We start from the raw sequence: 19132 nt of genomic DNA on the forward strand, positions 1-19132 counted from the left end.
GGCCTGGCGTCCGGCGCATGGCACAATGACACCATGCATCCCACCCCTTACCGCCGGCAGATAAACCGGGCCGGTGCAGCGCTGTCATGTGCTGTCCTGGCCGCTCTCGTGTCGGGGTGTGCCGCCAGTCCCGCAGCGGACAATCCGCGGGTCGAGGGCAGCGGTGAAGGATCGCCGAAGGCACCGGCAACGGCAACGGCAACGGCAACGGCAACGTCAACGGCGGCGGCGCCGGCCACGCAGGAAGCTGCAGCCCAGGGTGCCGATCCAGCGGCCCCAGGCAGCGCCGCAGGCGGGGAAACGTTGGCCAACACGTCAGCCGGTGCCAGCACCTCGGCCGCCGCGGCCACCGAAACCGTAAAGCGGACCCTAACCGACACCCTGGCCAAACTGGCAGCAGGAACACCCAAGCCGGCCACGGCCCAGGTCAGCGACGCCCTGACGGGAGCCGGCATCGCGCCGGCAGTGCTCCAGGTCTCGCAGAGCCGGACGCCCACCGGCCTGGAGGCGGACGCCATCGAGGCTGCCGTGCTGCAGGGCAAGGACTGCGTCATTGGACAGGTGCGCGAGGGTGCAGTGACCGTCACCGTCCTTCCGGTCCTGGCCAGCGGCAAGTGCTTCGTGGGTTCCTGATCCTGCTGACTTTCCGGCTGTAAATGTGAGATCTGCCCGCCAACCCACTAGATTTGAGACCATGGCGGAATTTATCTACACAATGACCAAGGCCCGTAAGGCCGTTGGCGAAAAACTCATTCTTGATGACGTAAGCATGTCCTTCTTCCCGGGCGCCAAGATTGGTGTTGTGGGCCCGAACGGTGCCGGTAAGTCCACCATCCTCAAGATCATGGCAGGGCTGGACACGCCCTCCAACGGTGAAGCCAGGCTCAGCCCCGGCTACAGCGTGGGCATCCTGCTTCAGGAACCGCCCCTCAACGAGGAAAAGACCGTCCTGGGCAACGTCCAGGAAGGCGTGGGCGAGATCTACGGCAAGATCCAGCGCTTCAACGAGATCTCCGAGGAAATGGCCAGCCCCGATGCTGACTACGACACCCTCCTCGAAGAAATGGGCAAGCTGCAGGAAGCCATCGACGCCGCCGACGCCTGGGACCTCGACTCCCAGCTGGAGCAGGCCATGGACGCCCTCCGCTGCCCGCCGGCCGATGCCGACGTCACCAACCTCTCCGGTGGTGAGCGCCGCCGCGTAGCCCTGTGCAAGCTCCTCCTGCAGAAGCCGGACCTGCTGCTCCTCGACGAGCCCACCAACCACCTGGACGCGGAAAGTGTCCTGTGGCTCGAGCAGCACCTTTCCAGCTACCCCGGCGCCGTGCTCGCCGTCACCCACGACCGTTACTTCCTGGACCACGTGGCGGAATGGATTGCCGAAGTGGACCGCGGCCACCTGTACCCGTACGAAGGCAACTACTCCACCTACCTGGAGAAGAAGCGCGCCCGCCTCGAGATCCAGGGCAAGAAGGATGCCAAGCAGGCCAAGCGCCTCGCCGAGGAACTCGAGTGGGTCCGCTCCAACGCCAAGGGCCGCCAGACCAAATCAAAGGCCCGCCTGGCCCGGTACGAGGAAATGGCCGCAGAAGCGGACCGCACCCGCAAGCTCGACTTCGAGGAAATCCAGATCCCGCCGGGACCGCGCCTGGGTGGCCTGGTCCTGGAGGCCAAGAACCTCCAGAAGGGCTTCGACGACCGTGTCCTGATCGACGGGCTCTCCTTCAGCCTGCCGCGCAACGGCATCGTGGGTGTCATCGGTCCCAACGGTGTGGGCAAGTCCACGCTCTTCAAGACCATCGTGGGCCTGGAACCGCTCGACGGCGGCGAGCTGAAGATCGGTGACTCGGTCAAGATCTCCTACGCCGACCAGAGCCGCGGCGGCATCGACCCCAACAAGACCCTGTGGGAGGTCGTCTCCGACGGACTCGACTTCATCCAGGTTGGCAACGTCGAGATGCCGTCCCGTGCCTACGTGGCAGCCTTCGGGTTCAAGGGTCCGGACCAGCAGAAGAAGGCAGGCGTGCTCTCCGGCGGTGAGCGCAACCGCCTGAACCTGGCCCTGACCCTCAAGCAGGGCGGGAACCTGCTGCTCCTCGACGAACCCACCAACGACCTCGACGTGGAAACCCTCAGCAGCCTGGAAAACGCGCTGCTGGAGTTCCCCGGCTGCGCCGTGGTGGTCTCGCACGACCGGTGGTTCCTTGACCGGGTGGCCACGCACATCCTGGCCTACGAAGGTGACGACGAGAACCCCTCCAAGTGGTACTGGTTCGAGGGTAACTTCGAATCCTACGAGGAGAACAAGGTGGAGCGTCTGGGGCCGGACGCTGCCAAGCCGCACCGCGTCACCCACCGGCGCCTGACCCGCGACTAACAGCGCGGAACCGGGCCAAAAGCCTGACAGCACAAAAGAAGGCCGGCACCCCGACAATTTTCGGGGTGCCGGCCTTCTGCGTGCCTGCAGGGTCAGCGTGCCTGCACGGATGCGGTGCCTTCGACGTCAGGCGCCCGCGGGGGCGGTGGGAATGCGCACCATCCCCTCCTGCGCAACGGTGGCGACATGCTGGCCCTCGCGGTTGAAGATCTTGCCGGTTGCCAGGCCGCGCGCGCCGTGGGCGCTGGGGGATTCCTGGACGTAGAGCAGCCACTCATCAACCCGTGCGGGCCGGTGCCACCACATCGCGTGGTCCAGGCTGGCAACATTCATTCCAGGCGTGATCCAACTCAGTCCGTGCCGCCGAAGGATGGATTCAAGCAGCGTGTAGTCGCTGGCATAGGCCAGGGCGGCCCGGTGCAGGTTGGAGTCGTCCGGCATCGGCCCGAAGGTCTTCATCCAGACAGCGTTGCGGGCTTCCCGCGGGCCGGCCGCTGAAACGTACAGCGCCGGGTTGACGTGCCTGATGTCGAAGGGCCGCTCATACGCCCAGTGCCGTGCCACCGGATGATCGAACTTGCCCAGCAGGTCCGCCGTGCTGGGCAAAGAGTCGGGGTCCGGGATTCCTTCCGGCATAACAGACGAGTGCTCGACCCCTTCGTCCTCTCCCTGGAACGAGGCGATCATGGACAGGATGGGCACGCCGTCCTGGTAGGCGTGGACCCGCCTGGCCGAAAAAGACCGGCCGTCGCGCAGCCGCTGCACCCCGAAGGTGATGGGTTTGTTGGCGTCGCCGGGCCGCAGGAAATAGCCGTGCATGGAGTGGACGAACCGTTCGGGGTCAACTGTCCGGATCGATGCCACCAGCGACTGCGCCAGCACCTGCCCGCCGAATACCCTGTGGTGCGGCTGCTGCTGGGAGGGGCCCAGGAAAATATCCTCATCCGTGCGGGCGCCCTCAAGCTCACCAAGGTCCAGCAGTTCGATCAGCGATGAGGTGGGGTCGCCAGTGGGCGGCGCCAGCAGTCCGGCTTCGGCTTCAGTCATGGTCCGACTCTAGACGGCGGCCCGCAAACCACTCAACCGGAGTGCAGCCGGTAGTGTTCTAGATGTGTCTGAACTTCTCACCTCGTCCTTCCGTTTCGCAGACCCGCGGGATCTCGCCGACCTGAAGACCTTCGCCACCCGGGCCAAAGCCATTGATGACGGTGCCATCCGCCTGCAGGCCGCCGGCTCCGTCCTGGCCGCCTACGTGTGCGTCCTGCGGCCCAGGCTCCTGGGCGAATCCACCCCGACGATCCTGGGGCTGCGCACCATTGCACTGGCGGAACCGTCCGGAACGGATGTCACCGTTGCATTGTCATCCGTCCTGGACCGGCTGGCACGGGCAGGGGAGGGCGACGTCGAATTGCCGGTTCCGCCCACCACCGTCACCGAGTCCTGGACCGGGGTAGGCGCCCCACGGGGCGGATGGGAACTGTTGGGGTCCGTCAGCGATTCCCGCCTGCGGGCGGCAGCCGAGGCGGGCATCGCCGAGGTGGCGGGCATTGTGCCGGACAAACCGGGCGCACTCATCGTGAACAACGCACGGGCCGCGGTATGGGGGCGGGAACTGGACGACGCCGGCCTGCCCGCCGGCGCTGCCTTCGCCGCCTTCGCGCTGGGGTTCCTGGGCGACGGCGACCAGAAGCTCTACCGGGCCGGCCGCTGGTTCCGGCTTACCGGCCCCCGCGGCCACGTCCTGGCGCGCACCGGCAGCGGCCTGCTCTAAACCAGACCGCAGGGCGCCGGCCGGATAAGAGACTCAGGAACCGGAGGGGCTGTTTACCATGGACAGCGCGGCCCGCTCCATGTAGTCCCACAGCGTTCCCTCGTAAAGCGGCGGCAACTCCAGGGCGTCCACGGCGGTGCGCATGTGGAACAGCCACCTGTCCTTAGCCTCCAGCGTGACCTTGAAGGGCATGTGGCGCATGCGCAGGCGCGGGTGGCCGCGCTCCTCGCCATACGTTGTGGGCCCGCCCCAGTACTGCTCAAGGAACATCAGGAAGCGGCGCTTCGCGGGCGCCAGGTCCTCTTCCGGATACATCGGCCGCAGCAGGGGATCGGTGGCCACTCCGTCGTAAAAGACGTCAATGAGCTTCACGAAGGTCTCGTGGCCGCCCACGGCGTCGTAGAAGCTGTCGGTGTAATCCGGCTTGCTGAAGGGATCATTCTGCATCAATTGGGGCCGCTGCCCGGGGCGCGGCTCAATGGGAAGCGACATGCTAGTCCCCGGCTTTCTGGTCAGTCTTCTTGGTCTCAACGTGCGCCGAGCCCTGGTCGGTGGTGCCGTCGTCGGACTCATGCAGTGGAACGTACCGTCCCTGCGACCGGTTGCCCACGCGCAGGATCTCGCCGTTGCGCAGGTACCAGATGGCGCCGTCGTCCGAGCGGACGCGGGTGATCCGCAGTCCCATGGACTCCACAACGCCCACCACTTCGCTGGTTTCGATCACATCACCGATCCCGTACTGGTCTTCAATGGTAATGAAGATCCCGGCCAGGAAGTCGCGGATCAGCTGCTGGGCGCCGAAGCCGATGGCCACACCGAGGATACCCACGCTGGTCAGCAGCGGGGCGATGTTGATGTCCAGGTTCTGCAGCACGTACATGCCGGTGATGATGACCACCAGCACGCCCACCACGCTGTTGAGCAGTGAACCGATGGTTTCGGCACGCTGGACCCGGCGTTCGTGGTCAAGGGCCCTAAAGGCCGGAGCAGCCCACCTGAACGTGGGCTTCTTGAAGAAATTGCTCCCCGACGCCACCCGCTTGGTGATGCGGGAAATGATGAACGTGGCCACGAGCCAGACGGCAACGCCGACGCCGAGGCTGATCACGATGCCTGGGAGGCTCACGCCACTCGGCTGGCTGGTGGCTGGGGGAAGGATGGACAACATGCTGACCATTAGTGGAAATAGCTCCTTGGGATATTGCGCTGTTCTCTTTCAACCCTAGCGCCGTAGCGTGGAGCAATGCGCATCCTCATCCTCGGCGGAACAGCCTTCCTCTCCCGGGAAATCGCCAGGCAGGCGGTGGCCGCGGGGCATCACGTCACGTGCCTGGCCCGGGGAGTGTCCGGCGAGCCGCCGCCCGGCGCCGAGTGGGCCAGGGAGGACCGATCGGCGGGCCCGGCAGCGTACTCCGGCGCAGCCGGCACGTGGGACGCCGTGATCGAGGTTGCCCGGGACCCTGCACCTGCCCGGGACGCCCTTGCCGCCCTCGCTCCGAAGGCCGGCCACTGGACCTTCGTTTCCAGTTGCTCAGCCTATGCGGACCATTCCGTCCCCGGAGCGGCAGAGGACGCCGGGCTCCTGCCGGCTCTTGCCCCCGGAACTTCCTCCACCCCCGGGAACTACGGCGAGTCCAAAGTGGCCATCGAGCAGGCCACCCTGGACGCCACACGCGGCAGGGCCCACATCTGCCGCGCCGGCCTGGTCAGCGGCCCTGGCGACCCCACCGACCGCTATGGCTACTGGCCGGCCCGCTTTGACCGCAAACAGGGACCGGTGCTGGTCCCGGACATCGGGCACCAGCCCACCCAGGTCATCGACGTCCGGGACCTGGCGGCCTGGATCCTGCGTGCAGCCGAACAGGGAACCACCGGCCCGCTGAACGCCAACGGAGACCAAGTGGCCTTCGCAGAGCTCACCAGCGCCTGCGGCGAACTCTCCACCGCCGGCACGCCCGCCACCGTCACCGCCGGTGAAGAATGGCTGGTGGCGCAGGGCGTTAACCACTGGTCAGGGCCCGATTCCCTTCCGCTCTGGCTCCCGCCCCATCACGAGGGCTTCATGGCCCGCAGCAACCAGGCAGCCAAGGCTGCGGGAATGGTGCTGCGGCCCTGGCAGGAAACCCTGGCCGACACCCTGGAAGATGAACGCGTCCGCGGGCTGGACCGGTCCCGGAAGGCCGGCCTGCAACCCGCCACGGAGCATCGGCTCGTCAAGCTGCTCCAGGGCAGGGAAGCCTAGGCGGCCACCGTCACCGGCTGGTGCTCCACCGGGAAGTTCACGCTCCGGGCAATGAAACAGACCTGGTTGGCCTCATGGTGCAGCGAGGCCGCCAGTTCCGCCTGCGCGGCGTCGGCCACCGTCACGTGCGGGTGCAGGGTGACCCGCTCGAACTGGCCGCTGCCGTCCCGGTTGAGCCGCATCAGTCCGGTGGCCTCATCCCGGTAATCCGTGACCACCACGCCGTGCTTCACCGCCACGTGCAGGTAGGACAGCATGTGGCACTGGGCCAGCGCAGCCAGGAGAAGCTGCTCGGGGTTGTACCGTTCCCGGTCTCCATGGAAGGTGGGATCTGCCGAGCCCTTGAGGACCGGCAGGCCCGGAACCAGCACGTCATGGTCCCGGGAGTAGCTCCGGTAGGACGACGTGCCGCCGCCCCGGTTGCCTGTCCACTGGACGATCAGCGAGTACCGGTGTTCGTTGAGGCTCACGCCGGGCTGCCCTCCTGCAGGACATCGGCGGCTCGGGCACGCAGGGCGCGGGCCACGCCGTCGCGGTTCTCCAGCATCATCCGCCGCAGCGCAGCGCTTTCCGCCGGCAGCGACGCCAGGAAGGCGTCCGTCCGGTCGATGGTGGCCTGCGTGGTCAGCAGCGCCGGGTAGAGGCCGACGACGATCTGCTGGGCGAGTGCGTGCGTGCGGGTTGCCACGATGCCCGGCACAGCCGCGAAGTACAGCTCCGAGTACGGCTCCAGCAGCGAACGGTCCAGCACCCGCATGAAGCCGGTCACCGCCGATCCCTGCAGCGCGTTGGACAGTTCTCCCTTGACCACAATGGACTCCCAGGCCGCGGCCTTCGCCTCCGGGGTGGGGATGGCAGCCTTGGCCAGGGCGGCCGCGTTCTGGCCGCTGGAGGTGTTGTCCCGCTCCAGTTCGGCGTCGATGCCGTCCTGCCCCATCCGGCCGCCGGAAACCAGCGAGGCCACCAGCTCCCAGCGGAGGTCCTGGTCAACGCTCAGGCCCTCCAGGACCACGGACCCGTCCAGGAGGCCGGACACCCGGTCCAGCTGGGACGCGCTGCGGGCCAGCAGCGCGAAGGACTTGATGAACTGCAGCTGGCCGTCGGAGCCGCCGGGAACACTCGAAGCCAGATCCCACAACCGGTCCACGGCCGCAACGGTGGTGGCTTCGCGGTGTTCCTCGGCCACGTAGAAGTTCAGGGTGGTGGCCAGCTGCCGCAGCTGGACCAGGATCACGGAAGAATCCGTCTCCGCAGCGACGTTGGCCAGGATCAATTCCACGTACTTCCGTGCCGGACTCTCACCGTCACGGGCAGCATCCCACGCGGAGTTCCAGACGAGGGTCCGCGGCAGGCTTGCAGCGAAGTCCTTCAGGTGCGCGGTGGCGGTGGCCAGGGACGCCGGGTCCAGCCGCACCTTGGCGTAGGCAAGGTCGTCGTCGTTGATGAGGATCAGGTCCGGCCTGGCCAGGCCGGCCAGCGCCGGCACCTCCGTGCGTTCGCCGTCGACGTCCAGTTCCTCGCGGTGCACCCGGGTGAGCTTGCCGGCGTCGTCCAGGTTGTAGAACCCCACGGCAAGGCGGTGCGGGCGGATGGTGGGCCACTCCGGAACCGCGGACTGCAGGATGGCAAAGGACCGCAGCTTTCCGTCGGAATCCACCTCCACCTCGGGAGCCAGCGTGTTCACTCCCGCGGTCTCCAGCCACTGCCGGCCCCAGCGGTCCAGGTCGCGGCCGCTGGCCTTCTCCAGCTCCACCAGCAGGTCCTGCAGCTCCGTGTTGTGCCAGGAGTGCTTGGCGAAGTACTCACGGACACCCGCCATGAACTGTTCCGGCCCAACCCAGGCCACCAGCTGCCGCAGCACCGAGGCGCCCTTGGCGTAGGTAATGCCGTCGAAGTTGACCTCAACATCCTGCAGGTCGTTGATCTCCGCGAAGATCGGGTGCGTGGTGGGCAGCTGGTCCTGCCGGTACGCCCAGGACTTTTCCACGGAGGCGAAGGTGGTCCAGGCGCTGGTGAAGGACGTGGCCTCCACCGCCGCCAGGTGGGACATGTACTCGGCGAAGGACTCGTTGAGCCACAGGTCGTTCCACCACCGCATGGTCACCAGGTCCCCGAACCACATGTGCGCCAGTTCGTGGAGCACAGTGATGGCGCGCCGCTCGATCTGGGCGCCAGTGACCTTGCTGCGGAACACGTAGCCTTCCAGGATGGTCACCGCTCCGGCGTTCTCCATGGCCCCGGCGTTGAACTCGGGAACGAACAGCTGGTCGTACTTCTCAAACGGGTAGGGGCAGCCGAACTGTGCTTCGAAGAACCCGAAGCCCTGCCGCGTGAGCTCGAAGATGTTGTCCGCATCGAGGTACTGCATCAGGGATTTGCGCGCGAAGACGCCCAGCGGGATGACCCGCCCGTCTGAGCTGGTGACCTCGCTGCGCACAGACTCGTACGGGCCCGCGATCAGGGCGGTGACGTAGGAGGACAACCGGGGCGTTGGTGCGAAGGTCCACACGGACCGGGCGCCGTCGCCGGACTCCACGGGAGCAGGTGTGGGGGAGTTGGAAATGACATCCCAGTGGGACGGCGCGGTGACGGTGAACGCGAACGTTGCCTTCAGGTCCGGCTGCTCGAAGACGGTGAACATCCTGCGGGAATCGGGAACCTCGAACTGGGTGTACAGGTAGACCTCGTTGTCCACCGGGTCCACGAACCGGTGCAGCCCTTCGCCGGTGTTCATGTAGGGCATGTCCGCCACGACCGTCAGCTCGTTGTGCTCCGCCAGGTCCGGCAGCTGGATCCGCACGCCGTCGGCCACGGTGGCCGGATCAAGGGACCGGCCGTTGAGGGTCACGCTGTGCACGGTGCGGGTGACGGCATCGATGAAGCTGGCCGACCCCGGCGACGCCGTGAATTTCACGGTGGTGGTGCTGCCGAAGACCTCTCCGCCGCGGGTCAGGTCCAGGCTGACATCGTAGGACTCGACGGTGATCAGTTCGGCGCGCTCACGGGCTTCGGCGCGCGTCAGGTTCATGCCTGGCAAAAGAGGGCCTCCAGAGAAGTTTCGGCTGCCGGCCGGTGGTCCCGGTTCCGGCACTGTCATGCATTCTTTCATCCCTGGGGTCCTTGGCAAGTTGCGCAGCTCACAGCAGCCTCTGCCCGGGCGGGACGCTTGGCCGGCAGCCACAGGGGTAGCGTTAAATGCATGGGAAAGCTGCTGGATTCGGTGGACACCAAGGCACTGCGCTTCGCCGTCGGGTTCCCCGTCGTCCTGGCCGCCGCCTTTGCCTACTGCGCGTCGCTGCTGCGCCCGGACCTTCCGGAGCCGGTCGCCATCCGCTGGACGGACGGCGGCGGGGCCGACTTCGCGCCCTTCGGCGCCTACGTGGGGGTTGGCGCCGCCGGAATTGTCCTTGCCGGCTGGCTGGTCCTGCTCCAGGCCGTGCCCCTTGGACGGCCGGTCATGATGCGGCGGATCATGATGGGTGCCGGACTCTTCCTCAGCCTGTTCATCACCTCCGCCCTTGCCGCGGGCCTGATCGGCCAGACCGGGCTGGCCGACGCCCGGCAGTCGCATGTGGACATGACGGTGCTGGCCCTTGGCAGCGGCGCCGCGGTATCGCTCGGGGTGACCATGGCCATGGTCTACAAAGCTGACCGGCAATGGTCGCCGGATGACGACAGGGCGCTTCAGGTCGCCATCGCCAAGGAACTTGACCCCGACCTTGCCCGGGACAGCATCAGGCTCTGGGTCCACGCCCGCAGTTCCGTCTTCGTCATGATCGCCATCGCCTCCCTGTTCCCGGCGGCCCTCATCGCCGTCGTGGTGCCCTGGCTGGGGATCCTGCTCGTGGTCCTGGCCCTGGTGGGGACAGCGTTCCTGTTCGCCCGCATCAAGGCGGACCGGCGCGGACTCAAGGTCCTGCTGGCCGGGGTAGTGCCGGTCATGGACGTGCCTGCCGGGGCCATTTCCGATGCCAGTGCCGCAGAGGTGAGGGCCGCGGACTACGGCGGGTGGGGCTACCGGCACCACCACGGAACCGCAGCCATGCTGGTCAGCAGCGGCCCCGCCGTCGTCGTCAGCAAGACCGACGGCCAGCGCCTTGCCGTCAGCGGCGGCAGCCAGGCCTCGGCCGCGCGGCTTGCCGAAGTCCTGACGCGGGTGGCCGCCAGGGCCCGCCGCGGGGGCGGAACGCCGCCACCCGCGGAAGGCCAGAGCCCCGACCCCGGGCTGCCCTAGTATCCTTATCCGTGTCGTTCCGGCCCCCGCCCGGTGGCCGCCAGCTCCCACAACCGAACGGACTTAGCACGTGACCACTACCCCTGCCTACCCGCGGGTCCATATCGCCACCGACCATGCAGGCATGGAGCTCAGCGCCCACCTGGTGTCCCACCTGACCGGGAAGGGATACGAGGTGGTTGACCATGGCCCCAAGGTCTACGACGCCCAGGACGACTACCCCTCGTTCTGCATCAACGCGGCACTCGCCGTGGTGGCTGACCGGGAGGCCGGTGTCCATGCCCTGGGCATCGTGCTGGGCGGCTCCGGCAACGGCGAACAGATTGCCGCCAACAAGGTGAGGGGCATCCGCGCCGCCCTCGCCTGGAACCTTTCCACGGCCACCCTTGCCCGCGAGCACAATGACGCCAACGTGGTGGCCCTGGGCGGCCGCCAGCACACGGTGGAGGAAGCCACCGAGCTGGTCGAGGCATTCCTCGCCGAGCCCTTCAGCAACGATGAACGCCACATCCGCAGGATCGAAAAGATCGCTGTTTTTGAGGCCACCGGCGAGGTCATCGAGTAGTGCCCGAGGGCCATTCCGTCCGCAGGCTCGCCCGCCAGTTCGGCGACGTATTCCTCGGCGAGGCACTGGCTGTGTCCAGCCCCCAGGGCAGGTTCAGCGGGGGAGCGGCGCTGCTGGACGGCCACACCATGGTCGCTGCCGAGGCTCACGGCAAGCACTTGTTCCTCCACTTCGACAACTCGCTGGTGCTGCACGTCCACCTTGGCCTGTACGGGGCCTGGAGCTTCGGTGGTGACAGCACCTTCGCCGGCGCGTCAAGCATCGGTGCGCCGCGGCGGGTAGGGGAGCAGGAGGCGTTCGCCGACGGGGACGACGACGGCGGCGCGCCCTATGCAGGTCCGCCGGCGCCCGTCGGGGCCGTCCGGGTCCGGCTCGCCGGCAGCCACGGCTGGGCGGACCTTCGCGGGGCCACCACCTGCGAGACCATCGCCGCAGCAGAGGCCGACGCCGTCCTGGCGAGGCTGGGGCCGGATCCGTTGCGGAACCTTCGCGGGGACGCCGGGCGGTTCGCCGCCAATGTCCGGACCCGGAAGACCCCGCTGGCGGCCCTGCTCATGGACCAGAAGGTGATTGCCGGCGTCGGGAACGTCTACCGTGCCGAAGTGCTGTTCCGCCGCCGCCTCGATCCGTTGCTGCCCGGCACCGCGCTGCCGGACAACGACGCCCGCAGGCTGTGGCGCGACATCGTCGCCGTCATGAACGACGGCGTGGCCGATGGGCGCATCATCACCACCCCGCCCAAGTACTGGGCGCTCGATGGCACCACGGCCGCCAAGGCGGCCGCGGCAGGGGCACCGGTGCCGCCCAGGAGCGCACATTTCCCGCACCGCGACGACGTCCACTTTGTCTATAAAAGGCACGGGCTGCCCTGCAGGGTGTGCCGCACCATCGTGCTCATGGCCGACCTTGCCGGCCGGAACCTCTACTGGTGCCCTTACTGCCAGCAGCCGCAGGCGTAGAAGAACAAACGCAAAAAGGCCCCTCGGTCGAGGGGCCTTTTTGTTGTCCTGGAGGGGACGACGGGAATCGAACCCGCGTAATCAGTTTGGAAGACTGAGGCTTTACCATTAAGCTACGTCCCCGAAGGAAGATCCGATTTTCAGCGGAAAGTCCGGGCTGGCTGTTCAAGCCGGATACAACTAAACCTAATCCATGGCCTACGTGTCAAATGTGCAATCGCGACGCGTATCACCGTAGACTTGCCTGTGCACTTACGGGGTGTAGCTCAGCTTGGCTAGAGCGCCTGCTTTGGGAGCAGGAAGTCGCAGGTTCAAATCCTGTCACCCCGACTCTGCGGCCAGGACCAGCAGGCCTGGACACACATTGCGTTTGCAGAAAACCCCCATCCCACAACCCAGGAGTACTTAGACCGTGAAGAGCGCTGTCGAGAACCTCACCCCCACGCGGGTCAAGCTCAATGTTGAGGTCCCCTTTGAGGAACTGAAGCCCAGCATCGACTCGGCCTACAAGACTGTTGCGTCGCAGATCCAGGTCCCCGGGTTCCGCAAGGGCAAGGTTCCCGCCAAGCTCATCGACCAGCGCGTTGGCCGTGGCTACGTCCTGGAGACCGCCATCAACGACGGACTCAACGGCTGGTACCAGGCTGCCGTGCAGGAATCCGGCATCCGCCCCCTGAGCCGCCCCGAGGTGGAAATCACCGAGGTTCCCGACCCCTCCGCCACCGACGGTGGCTTGAAGTTCGCCGCCGAGGTTGACGTCCGCCCCGAGATCGAACTCCCGGACTACGCCGGCATCGAGGTCCTGGTTGCGGCTGCGGAATCCTCCGACGAAGACGTGGACAAGGCCCTGGACGAACTGCGCGGACGCTTCGGCACCCTGAAGTCCGTTGACCGTCCCGCTGCCGACGGTGACTTCCTCACCATCGACATCACCGCCACCATCGACGGCGAAGAGGTTGACTCCGCTGCCGGCCTGTCCTACCAGGTTGGCGCCGGCACCATGCTCGAGGGCATGGACGAAGCCGTGACCGGCCTCAGCGCCGACGAGGACGCCATCTTCGACACCACCCTGGTGGGCGGCGACCACGCCGGCGAGGCCGCCCAGGTCAAGGTCGTCGTCAAGGCCGTCAAGGAACGCGAACTGCCCGAAGCGAACGACGACTTCGCCCAGCTGGCCTCCGAGTTCGACACCCTCGCCGAACTCCGCGAAGACCTGGCCAAGCAGGCCGCAGAGTCCAAGATCGTGGAGCAGGGTGTTGAAGCCCGCGACAAGGTCCTGGACAAGCTGGTGGAACTCGTCGAGGTTCCGGTTCCGGACTCCGTCGTCGAAGAGCAGCTCGAAGCCCACTTCCAGGAGGGCAACGGCCACGGTGACGGCGAGCACGACACCGAAGAGCACCGCGAAGAGGTCCGCGCCAACACGGCCCGCGCCTTCCAGAACGAGATCATCCTCGACGCCATCGCGGAGAAGGAAGAAGTCAATGTCAGCCAGAACGAGCTGATCGACTACATCGTCACCACCGCCAGCCAGTACGGCATGGACCCCAACCAGTTCGCCCAGATCATCGATCAGAGCGGCCAGGTCCCCATGATGGTTTCCGAGGTCCGCCGCCGCAAGGCACTGGCCGTCGTGCTGGGCCAGGCCACGGTGACCGACACCGAGGGCAAGACTGTTGACCTGAGCGACTTCGTCCGCCCCGCCGGCGAAGAGGCACCTGCCGCAGAAGAGGCCGACGTCGACGCCACCGAAGCTGCCGAGGCAGAGGTTGTCGAAGCCGAGGACACCACGGCTGACGCCAAGGCATAGTCCTTTTTGAACCGCAGCAACGGCCCCCGGATCCTTTCGATCCGGGGGCCGTTCGCGTTGGACCGGAAGCGGCACGCTGCTGATTCGCTGATCGTGCGCCGTCAGCGAACAGCCGTCGGTGCGCGAACAAAACACCCGTGAAACCGGTTAGTGTCCAAGTAGTGATTTTCAGTGATGTCACCGTCACCAGCGAGAGGTAAGTAAACATGTCACAGCACTCAGAGGCCCCCCGGATGGCGACCGTCGATCCTGCAGCCCAGGACAACTACATTTACAACCGCCTTCTCAAGGAGCGGATCATCTGGCTGGGCTCGGAGGTGCGTGACGACAACGCCAACGCGATCTGCTCGCAGCTGCTCCTGCTCTCGGCCGAGAACCCGGAAAAGGACATCTACCTCTACATCAACTCGCCCGGCGGCTCCGTCACGGCAGGCATGGCCATCTACGACACCATGCAGTTCATCCCCAACGACGTCGTGACCGTCGCCACCGGCCTTGCCGCGTCCATGGGACAGTTCCTGCTGTCCTCCGGCACCAAGGGCAAGCGGTACGCCACGCCCAACGCCCGCGTGCTGATGCACCAGCCGTCCGGCGGCATCGGCGGCACCGCGTCCGATATCAAGATCCAGGCCGAACTCATCCTGCACATGAAGAAGGTCATGGCGGAACTCACCGCCGAGCAGACCGGCCAGACCGTTGAAACCATCCTCAAGGACAACGACCGCGACAAGTGGTTCACAGCCACCGAAGCACTCGAATACGGTTTCTTCGACAAGATCGCCGCGCACGCCGGCTCCGTCTCAGGCGGCGGCGGAACGTCCAACGGTTCCTCCGGCGAATCCGCCTCCCAGAACTAACCGGCATCCAGAACCCCTTTCGATCAGGAGCAAACACAATGAACTACAACTTCGGGTGGTCAGCCGGCAATCTTCCGTCCAGCCGCTACGTCCTGCCGCAGTTCGAGGAACGCACCCCCTACGGCTTCAAGCGCCAGGACCCGTACACCAAGCTCTTCGAGGACCGCATCATCTTCCTCGGCGTGCAGGTGGACGACGCTTCCGCTGATGACATCATGGCCCAGCTGCTGGTCCTGGAGTCCACGGATCCGGACCGCGACATAACGCTCTACATCAACTCGCCCGGCGGCTCCTTCACCGCCATGACGGCGATCTACGACACCATGCAGTACATCCGCCCCGAGATCCAGACTGTCTGCCTGGGCCAGGCCGCCAGTGCGGCTGCCGTCCTGCTGGCGGCGGGTACACCCGGCAAGCGGCTGGCACTGCCCAACGCCCGCGTCCTGATCCACCAGCCGGCACTGTCCGGCGGCCAGGGCGGCCAGGCCTCCGACCTGGAGATCCAGGCCGCTGAAGTCATGCGCATGCGCTCCTGGCTGGAGGACACCCTGGCCCAGCACTCCGGCCGCACGTCGGAGCAGGTTAACAACGACATCGAGCGCGACAAGATCCTCACCGCCGACGAGGCCCAGGCATACGGCCTCATCGACCAGGTTCTTGATTCACGCAAGATCAAGCCCCAGGCGATCACGAGGTAGCAGTACCGAAAGCCGGTGCGGTCCAGTTCATTTGGCCGCACCGGCCTTTTCATTCCACCCTTGGGGCCGAATGTGACCTAGAGTGGATGTTGTCACAAACCGTGCCGTGCCGGCCGGGAAAGATTTCAGCAATGGTGCAGGGCTGCCTGGCAGCAGGATACTAAGGGGTTCATATATGGCTCGGATTGGCGAGAGCACGGATCTGCTGAAGTGCTCTTTCTGCGGAAAGAGCCAGAAGCAGGTGCGCAAGCTCATTGCCGGCCCCGGTGTCTACATCTGCGATGAATGCATCGAGTTGTGCAACGAGATCATCGAGGAGGAGCTCGCGGAGGTCGCTGATCTCGGCAGCTTCGAATTGCCCAAGCCGCGTGAAATCTTCGACTTCCTGCAGGAATACGTCATCGGCCAGGAGCCCGCCAAGCGGTCCCTCGCCGTCGCGGTCTACAACCACTACAAGCGCATCCAGGCGGGCCATGCGCCGAAGTCCGGAAACCTGGGGGACAGCGGCCATCACGACGACGTCGAGATCGCCAAGTCGAATATCCTCCTCATCGGACCCACCGGCTGCGGCAAGACCTACCTGGCCCAGACCCTCGCCCGGCGGCTGAACGTGCCGTTCGCCGTGGCGGACGCCACCGCCCTGACTGAGGCCGGATACGTGGGTGAGGACGTGGAGAACATCCTCCTCAAGCTCATCCAGGCCGCTGACTATGACGTCAAGAAGGCCGAACAGGGCATCATCTACATCGACGAGATCGACAAGATCTCCCGCAAGAGCGAGAACCCCTCCATTACCCGCGACGTGTCCGGCGAGGGCGTGCAGCAGGCCCTCCTGAAGATCCTCGAAGGGACCGTGGCCTCGGTACCGCCGCAGGGCGGACGGAAGCACCCGCACCAGGAATTTATCCAGATCGACACCACCAACGTGCTGTTCATCGTCGCCGGTGCCTTCGCCGGCCTGGAAGAGATCATCGGTTCCCGCTCCGGCCGCAAGGGCATCGGTTTCGGCGCCCCGCTCAACGAGGCAAGCAAGAAGGTGGATTCTTACGGTGAGGTCATGCCGGAGGACCTGCTGAAGTTCGGCCTGATCCCTGAATTCATTGGCCGGCTCCCCGTGATCACCACCGTGTCCAACCTGGACCGGGACGCCCTGATCCAAATCCTTTCCACCCCCAAGAACGCCCTGGTGAAGCAGTACCAGAAGATGTTCCAGATCGACGGCGTCGAGCTGGTGTTCGACGACGCCGCCCTGGAAGCCATTGCCGACCAGGCATTGGAGCGGGGCACCGGTGCCCGTGGCCTCCGCGCCATCCTGGAGGAGGTCCTGCTTCCCGTGATGTTCGATCTTCCCAGCCGCGAGGACGTGGCCAGCGTGGTGATCACCGAGGACGTGGTCCTGCGGGGAGCCGAGCCCACCATGATTCCGCACGTGGCCAAGCGCCGTAAGTCTGCCTGACCGAGAGGACTCCGTGACTTCACCTTCCAAGAACAAAGCCGACTTCTGGTTCGACCCCCTCTGCCCGTTCGCCTGGGTCACCTCCCGCTGGATCGGGGAAGTGGAAGCCGTCCGGGACATCGAGACGGAATGGCACGTCATGAGCCTGGCTGTCCTGAATGAGGGACGTGACCTGGAGCCCGGCTACCGGGAATCCATGGACAACGCGTGGGGCATGGTGCGCGTGATCATTGCCGCCCGGGAAGAGCATGGGCCGCAGGTGATCAAGCCGCTGTACGACGCCATGGGAACGCTGATCCACAACCAGGGCGAAAAAGACCGGGCCGTGGTCATCACCAAAGCCCTTGCCGAGTGCGGCCTCCCCGCCTCCCTGGCCGACGCCGCCGCCACGGACGCCTACGACCAGCAGCTCCGGGCCAGCCATGAGGAAGGCATTTCGCTGGTGGGACAGGATGTTGGAACCCCGGTGGTGGCCTTCAATGGAACAGCCTTCTTCGGGCCGGTCCTGACCCGCATTCCCCGTGGTGAGGAAGCCGGCAGGATCTGGGATGCCACCACGGTTATCGCCGCGTATCCGCACTTCTTCGAGCTGAAGCGCAGCCGCACCGAAAGCCCGGAATTCGATTGAAACGCCGGACACTGACGCGCTGCAAGGGCCCCGGGATAACTACCTGAATGTAGTTATCCCGGGGCCCTTGCACGTGGTCCGGCGCAGGAGAACAATAGTTCCTACCACTTCGAAAGAAGTGGACGCAGGAACCAAAGATTCAGTGATATGTAAGTCGACGCAGCCATCGGCAAAGTTGAATGCAAGCTACCAGTGACGTGGTAGTAAGACCTGAAGTTCAGCGGATCCTGCCAGACCATCAGAGCACGTCACCGGATGGCCGAAAAAGTCGAAGCCCCACCAACGGCAAAACGCTGATGGGGCTTCCCCTTTGCCCGGAAACCGGGGCTGGCCCGGATCCGGTCCGGTGTCAGGCCTTGGCGGGCTCGTCGCTTGGAGCCAGGGCGACGTCAGTGACCGTGAGGTCACCGTCACCCACGGCCAGGGTGATCTCCCGGGCGTTGGACGCAGCCTTCAAATCAGCCAGACCGGCCTGCAGCTGTGCGGTCAGCGCCTCCGGGGCAGTGATGGTCGCCGACAGCACTTCGGTGCGCTGCTTGACCTTGGCCTCGGACTTGGCCTTGCGGACACCGCTGAGTGCCACGCCCACGGTCGCAAGCATGGTGGTATCCCCGCCGGGGATCTCCAGGGCGGCAGGCCACTGGGCCCGGTGCACCGACCCGGTACGCCACCAGCTCCATACTTCCTCGGTGGCGAAGGGCAGGAACGGGGCGAAGAGCCGCAGTAGGGTGTCCAGCGTGGTGGCCAGCGCGGCCAGCACGGAAGCCTGCTCCGCTTCGCCTGCGGCCCCGTAGGCCCGGTCCTTGATCAGTTCCACGTAGTCGTCGGTGAACTGCCAGAAGAACGACTCCGTGAGCTGCAGGGCCCGGGCGTAGTCGTAGTTATCGAATGCCTTGGTGGACTGCGCCACCACCTCGGCCAGCTGGGCCAGCAGCGCCCGGTCCAGGGGGTTCGCCAGGACGGAAAGATCGCCCGACAGTACCGAGTTCTCCGTGGCACCCAGGTTCAGGACGAACTTGGAGGCATTCAGGAGCTTGATGGCCAGGCGGCGGCCGATCTTCATCTGCGCGATCTCGTAGGCGGTGTCGGCGCCCAGGCGTGCAGAGGCAGCCCAGTAGCGGACGGCGTCCGAACCGTACTCGTTCAGCACGTCCGTGGGCACCACCACGTTGCCCTTGGACTTGGACATCTTCTTGCGGTCCGGGTCCAGGATCCAGCCGGAGATGGCCGCGTGCTTCCAGGGGGCACAGTCCTGGAGGGCGTCCGCGCGGACCACCGAGGAGAACAGCCACGTGCGGATGATGTCGTGGCCCTGGGGGCGCAGGTCGAACGGGTACACCTTGGCGAACAGGTCCTCGTCCCGGCTCCAGCCACCCACGATCTGCGGGGTCAGGGAGGACGTGGCCCAGGTGTCCAGGACGTCGGCGTCGCCGGTGAAGCCATTGGGCTGGTCGCGCTGTGCCTCGTCGAAGCCGGGGGCGGCGTCCGCGGCGGGGTCGACGGGGAGCTGCTCGTCCGAGGGCAGGACGGGGTTGTCG

18 protein-coding genes and 2 tRNA genes are annotated in these 19132 nt (G+C 66.1%); 13 read left to right on the forward strand and 7 right to left on the reverse strand.

The genetic code is table 11. The annotated features are described in order from the left end of the window. Nucleotides 1-33: 33 nt before the first annotated feature. Together BACI349Y_RS08775 and ettA are read left to right on the forward strand one after the other, a co-directional pair. Entirely contained in the window at nt 34-633 is a 600-nt protein-coding gene (locus tag BACI349Y_RS08775) for a DUF6993 domain-containing protein (protein ID WP_159631782.1), read from the forward strand. A 61-nt stretch (nt 634-694) separates the two neighbouring features. Further along, nucleotides 695-2377, forward strand: coding sequence for an energy-dependent translational throttle protein EttA (ettA, locus tag BACI349Y_RS08780; protein ID WP_159631783.1), 1683 nt, complete (start codon nt 695-697; stop codon nt 2375-2377). Between the two features lie 126 nt (nt 2378-2503). Here ettA and BACI349Y_RS08785 read toward each other — a convergent pair whose 3' ends face one another. Next, nucleotides 2504-3424: an acyl-CoA thioesterase gene (locus BACI349Y_RS08785; protein ID WP_159631784.1), complete on the reverse strand. Its 921-nt coding sequence runs from the start codon at nt 3422-3424 to the stop codon at nt 2504-2506. Between the two features lie 64 nt (nt 3425-3488). On the opposite strand from BACI349Y_RS08785, the gene BACI349Y_RS08790 reads away from it, so the two are divergent. Beyond that, a complete protein-coding gene (locus tag BACI349Y_RS08790; protein ID WP_159631785.1) occupies nt 3489-4148 on the forward strand; it encodes a hypothetical protein in 660 nt (219 codons plus the stop codon). Between the two features lie 33 nt (nt 4149-4181). Here the strand turns inward: BACI349Y_RS08790 and BACI349Y_RS08795 are convergent, their stop codons facing one another. Together BACI349Y_RS08795 and BACI349Y_RS08800 are read right to left on the reverse strand one after the other, a co-directional pair. Beyond that, entirely contained in the window at nt 4182-4640 is a 459-nt protein-coding gene (locus BACI349Y_RS08795; protein ID WP_159631786.1) for a globin, read from the reverse strand. A 1-nt stretch (nt 4641) separates the two neighbouring features. Next, nucleotides 4642-5325: a mechanosensitive ion channel family protein gene (locus BACI349Y_RS08800; protein WP_159631787.1), complete on the reverse strand. Its 684-nt coding sequence runs from the start codon at nt 5323-5325 to the stop codon at nt 4642-4644. Nucleotides 5326-5391: 66 nt separating this feature from the next. On the opposite strand from BACI349Y_RS08800, the gene BACI349Y_RS08805 reads away from it, so the two are divergent. Next, the gene (locus tag BACI349Y_RS08805; protein ID WP_159631788.1) at nt 5392-6390 is read left to right on the forward strand and encodes an NAD-dependent epimerase/dehydratase family protein; all 999 of its coding nucleotides are present in this window, start codon (nt 5392-5394) and stop codon (nt 6388-6390) included. Here BACI349Y_RS08805 and BACI349Y_RS08810 read toward each other — a convergent pair. Both BACI349Y_RS08810 and pepN read right to left on the reverse strand, forming a co-directional pair. Then, the gene (locus tag BACI349Y_RS08810) at nt 6387-6860 is read right to left on the reverse strand and encodes an OsmC family protein (RefSeq protein ID WP_159631789.1); all 474 of its coding nucleotides are present in this window, start codon (nt 6858-6860) and stop codon (nt 6387-6389) included. The genes BACI349Y_RS08805 and BACI349Y_RS08810 overlap by 4 nt on opposite strands. Further along, nucleotides 6857-9418: an aminopeptidase N gene (gene pepN / locus BACI349Y_RS08815; RefSeq protein WP_159631790.1), complete on the reverse strand. Its 2562-nt coding sequence runs from the start codon at nt 9416-9418 to the stop codon at nt 6857-6859. Before pepN ends, BACI349Y_RS08810 begins: the two co-directional genes overlap by 4 nt. A 171-nt stretch (nt 9419-9589) precedes the next feature. Between pepN and BACI349Y_RS08820 the strand changes: the two genes are divergently transcribed. The 3 genes from BACI349Y_RS08820 (at nt 9590) to BACI349Y_RS08830 (ending at nt 12148) form a co-directional block, all read left to right on the forward strand. Continuing rightward, on the forward strand, nt 9590-10624 hold the full coding sequence (locus tag BACI349Y_RS08820) for a hypothetical protein (RefSeq protein WP_159631791.1): 1035 nt from the start codon (nt 9590-9592) through the stop codon (nt 10622-10624). A 70-nt stretch (nt 10625-10694) separates the two neighbouring features. Next, nucleotides 10695-11189 carry a ribose-5-phosphate isomerase gene (locus BACI349Y_RS08825; RefSeq protein WP_159631792.1) on the forward strand — a complete coding sequence of 165 codons (495 nt, stop codon included), beginning with the start codon at nt 10695-10697 and terminating at the stop codon, nt 11187-11189. Beyond that, nucleotides 11189-12148, forward strand: a complete 960-nt coding sequence (locus tag BACI349Y_RS08830; protein WP_159631793.1) for an Fpg/Nei family DNA glycosylase — start codon at nt 11189-11191, stop codon at nt 12146-12148. Before BACI349Y_RS08825 ends, BACI349Y_RS08830 begins: the two co-directional genes overlap by 1 nt. A 49-nt stretch (nt 12149-12197) precedes the next feature. On the opposite strand, the gene BACI349Y_RS08835 is transcribed toward BACI349Y_RS08830, so the two are convergent. Continuing rightward, nucleotides 12198-12271 (reverse strand) — tRNA-Gly (locus tag BACI349Y_RS08835). Nucleotides 12272-12403: 132 nt separating this feature from the next. Here BACI349Y_RS08835 and BACI349Y_RS08840 point away from each other — a divergent pair. The 6 genes from BACI349Y_RS08840 (at nt 12404) to BACI349Y_RS08865 (ending at nt 17594) form a co-directional block, all read left to right on the forward strand. Continuing rightward, nucleotides 12404-12478 (forward strand) — tRNA-Pro (locus BACI349Y_RS08840). Between the two features lie 82 nt (nt 12479-12560). Further along, a complete protein-coding gene (gene tig / locus BACI349Y_RS08845) occupies nt 12561-13955 on the forward strand; it encodes a trigger factor (RefSeq protein ID WP_159631794.1) in 1395 nt (464 codons plus the stop codon). A gap of 233 nt (nt 13956-14188) precedes the next feature. After that, nucleotides 14189-14812: an ATP-dependent Clp protease proteolytic subunit gene (locus tag BACI349Y_RS08850; RefSeq protein ID WP_018761581.1), complete on the forward strand. Its 624-nt coding sequence runs from the start codon at nt 14189-14191 to the stop codon at nt 14810-14812. A gap of 38 nt (nt 14813-14850) precedes the next feature. Continuing rightward, a complete protein-coding gene (locus BACI349Y_RS08855) occupies nt 14851-15510 on the forward strand; it encodes an ATP-dependent Clp protease proteolytic subunit (RefSeq protein ID WP_138606612.1) in 660 nt (219 codons plus the stop codon). 175 nt (nt 15511-15685) lie between these two features. Continuing rightward, nucleotides 15686-16966, forward strand: a complete 1281-nt coding sequence (clpX, locus tag BACI349Y_RS08860; RefSeq protein WP_159631795.1) for an ATP-dependent Clp protease ATP-binding subunit ClpX — start codon at nt 15686-15688, stop codon at nt 16964-16966. Nucleotides 16967-16979: 13 nt separating this feature from the next. Then, the gene (locus BACI349Y_RS08865) at nt 16980-17594 is read left to right on the forward strand and encodes a mycothiol-dependent nitroreductase Rv2466c family protein (RefSeq protein ID WP_159631796.1); all 615 of its coding nucleotides are present in this window, start codon (nt 16980-16982) and stop codon (nt 17592-17594) included. Between the two features lie 349 nt (nt 17595-17943). On the opposite strand, the gene BACI349Y_RS20240 is transcribed toward BACI349Y_RS08865, so the two are convergent. Further along, nucleotides 17944-19132, reverse strand: a 1189-nt coding sequence (locus tag BACI349Y_RS20240) for a class I tRNA ligase family protein (protein WP_236560771.1), incomplete at its 5' end; no start/stop codon positions are given.

Source organism: Arthrobacter sp. 8AJ, from assembly GCF_902506025.1.
In the GTDB taxonomy this organism is placed as follows: domain Bacteria; phylum Actinomycetota; class Actinomycetes; order Actinomycetales; family Micrococcaceae; genus Arthrobacter.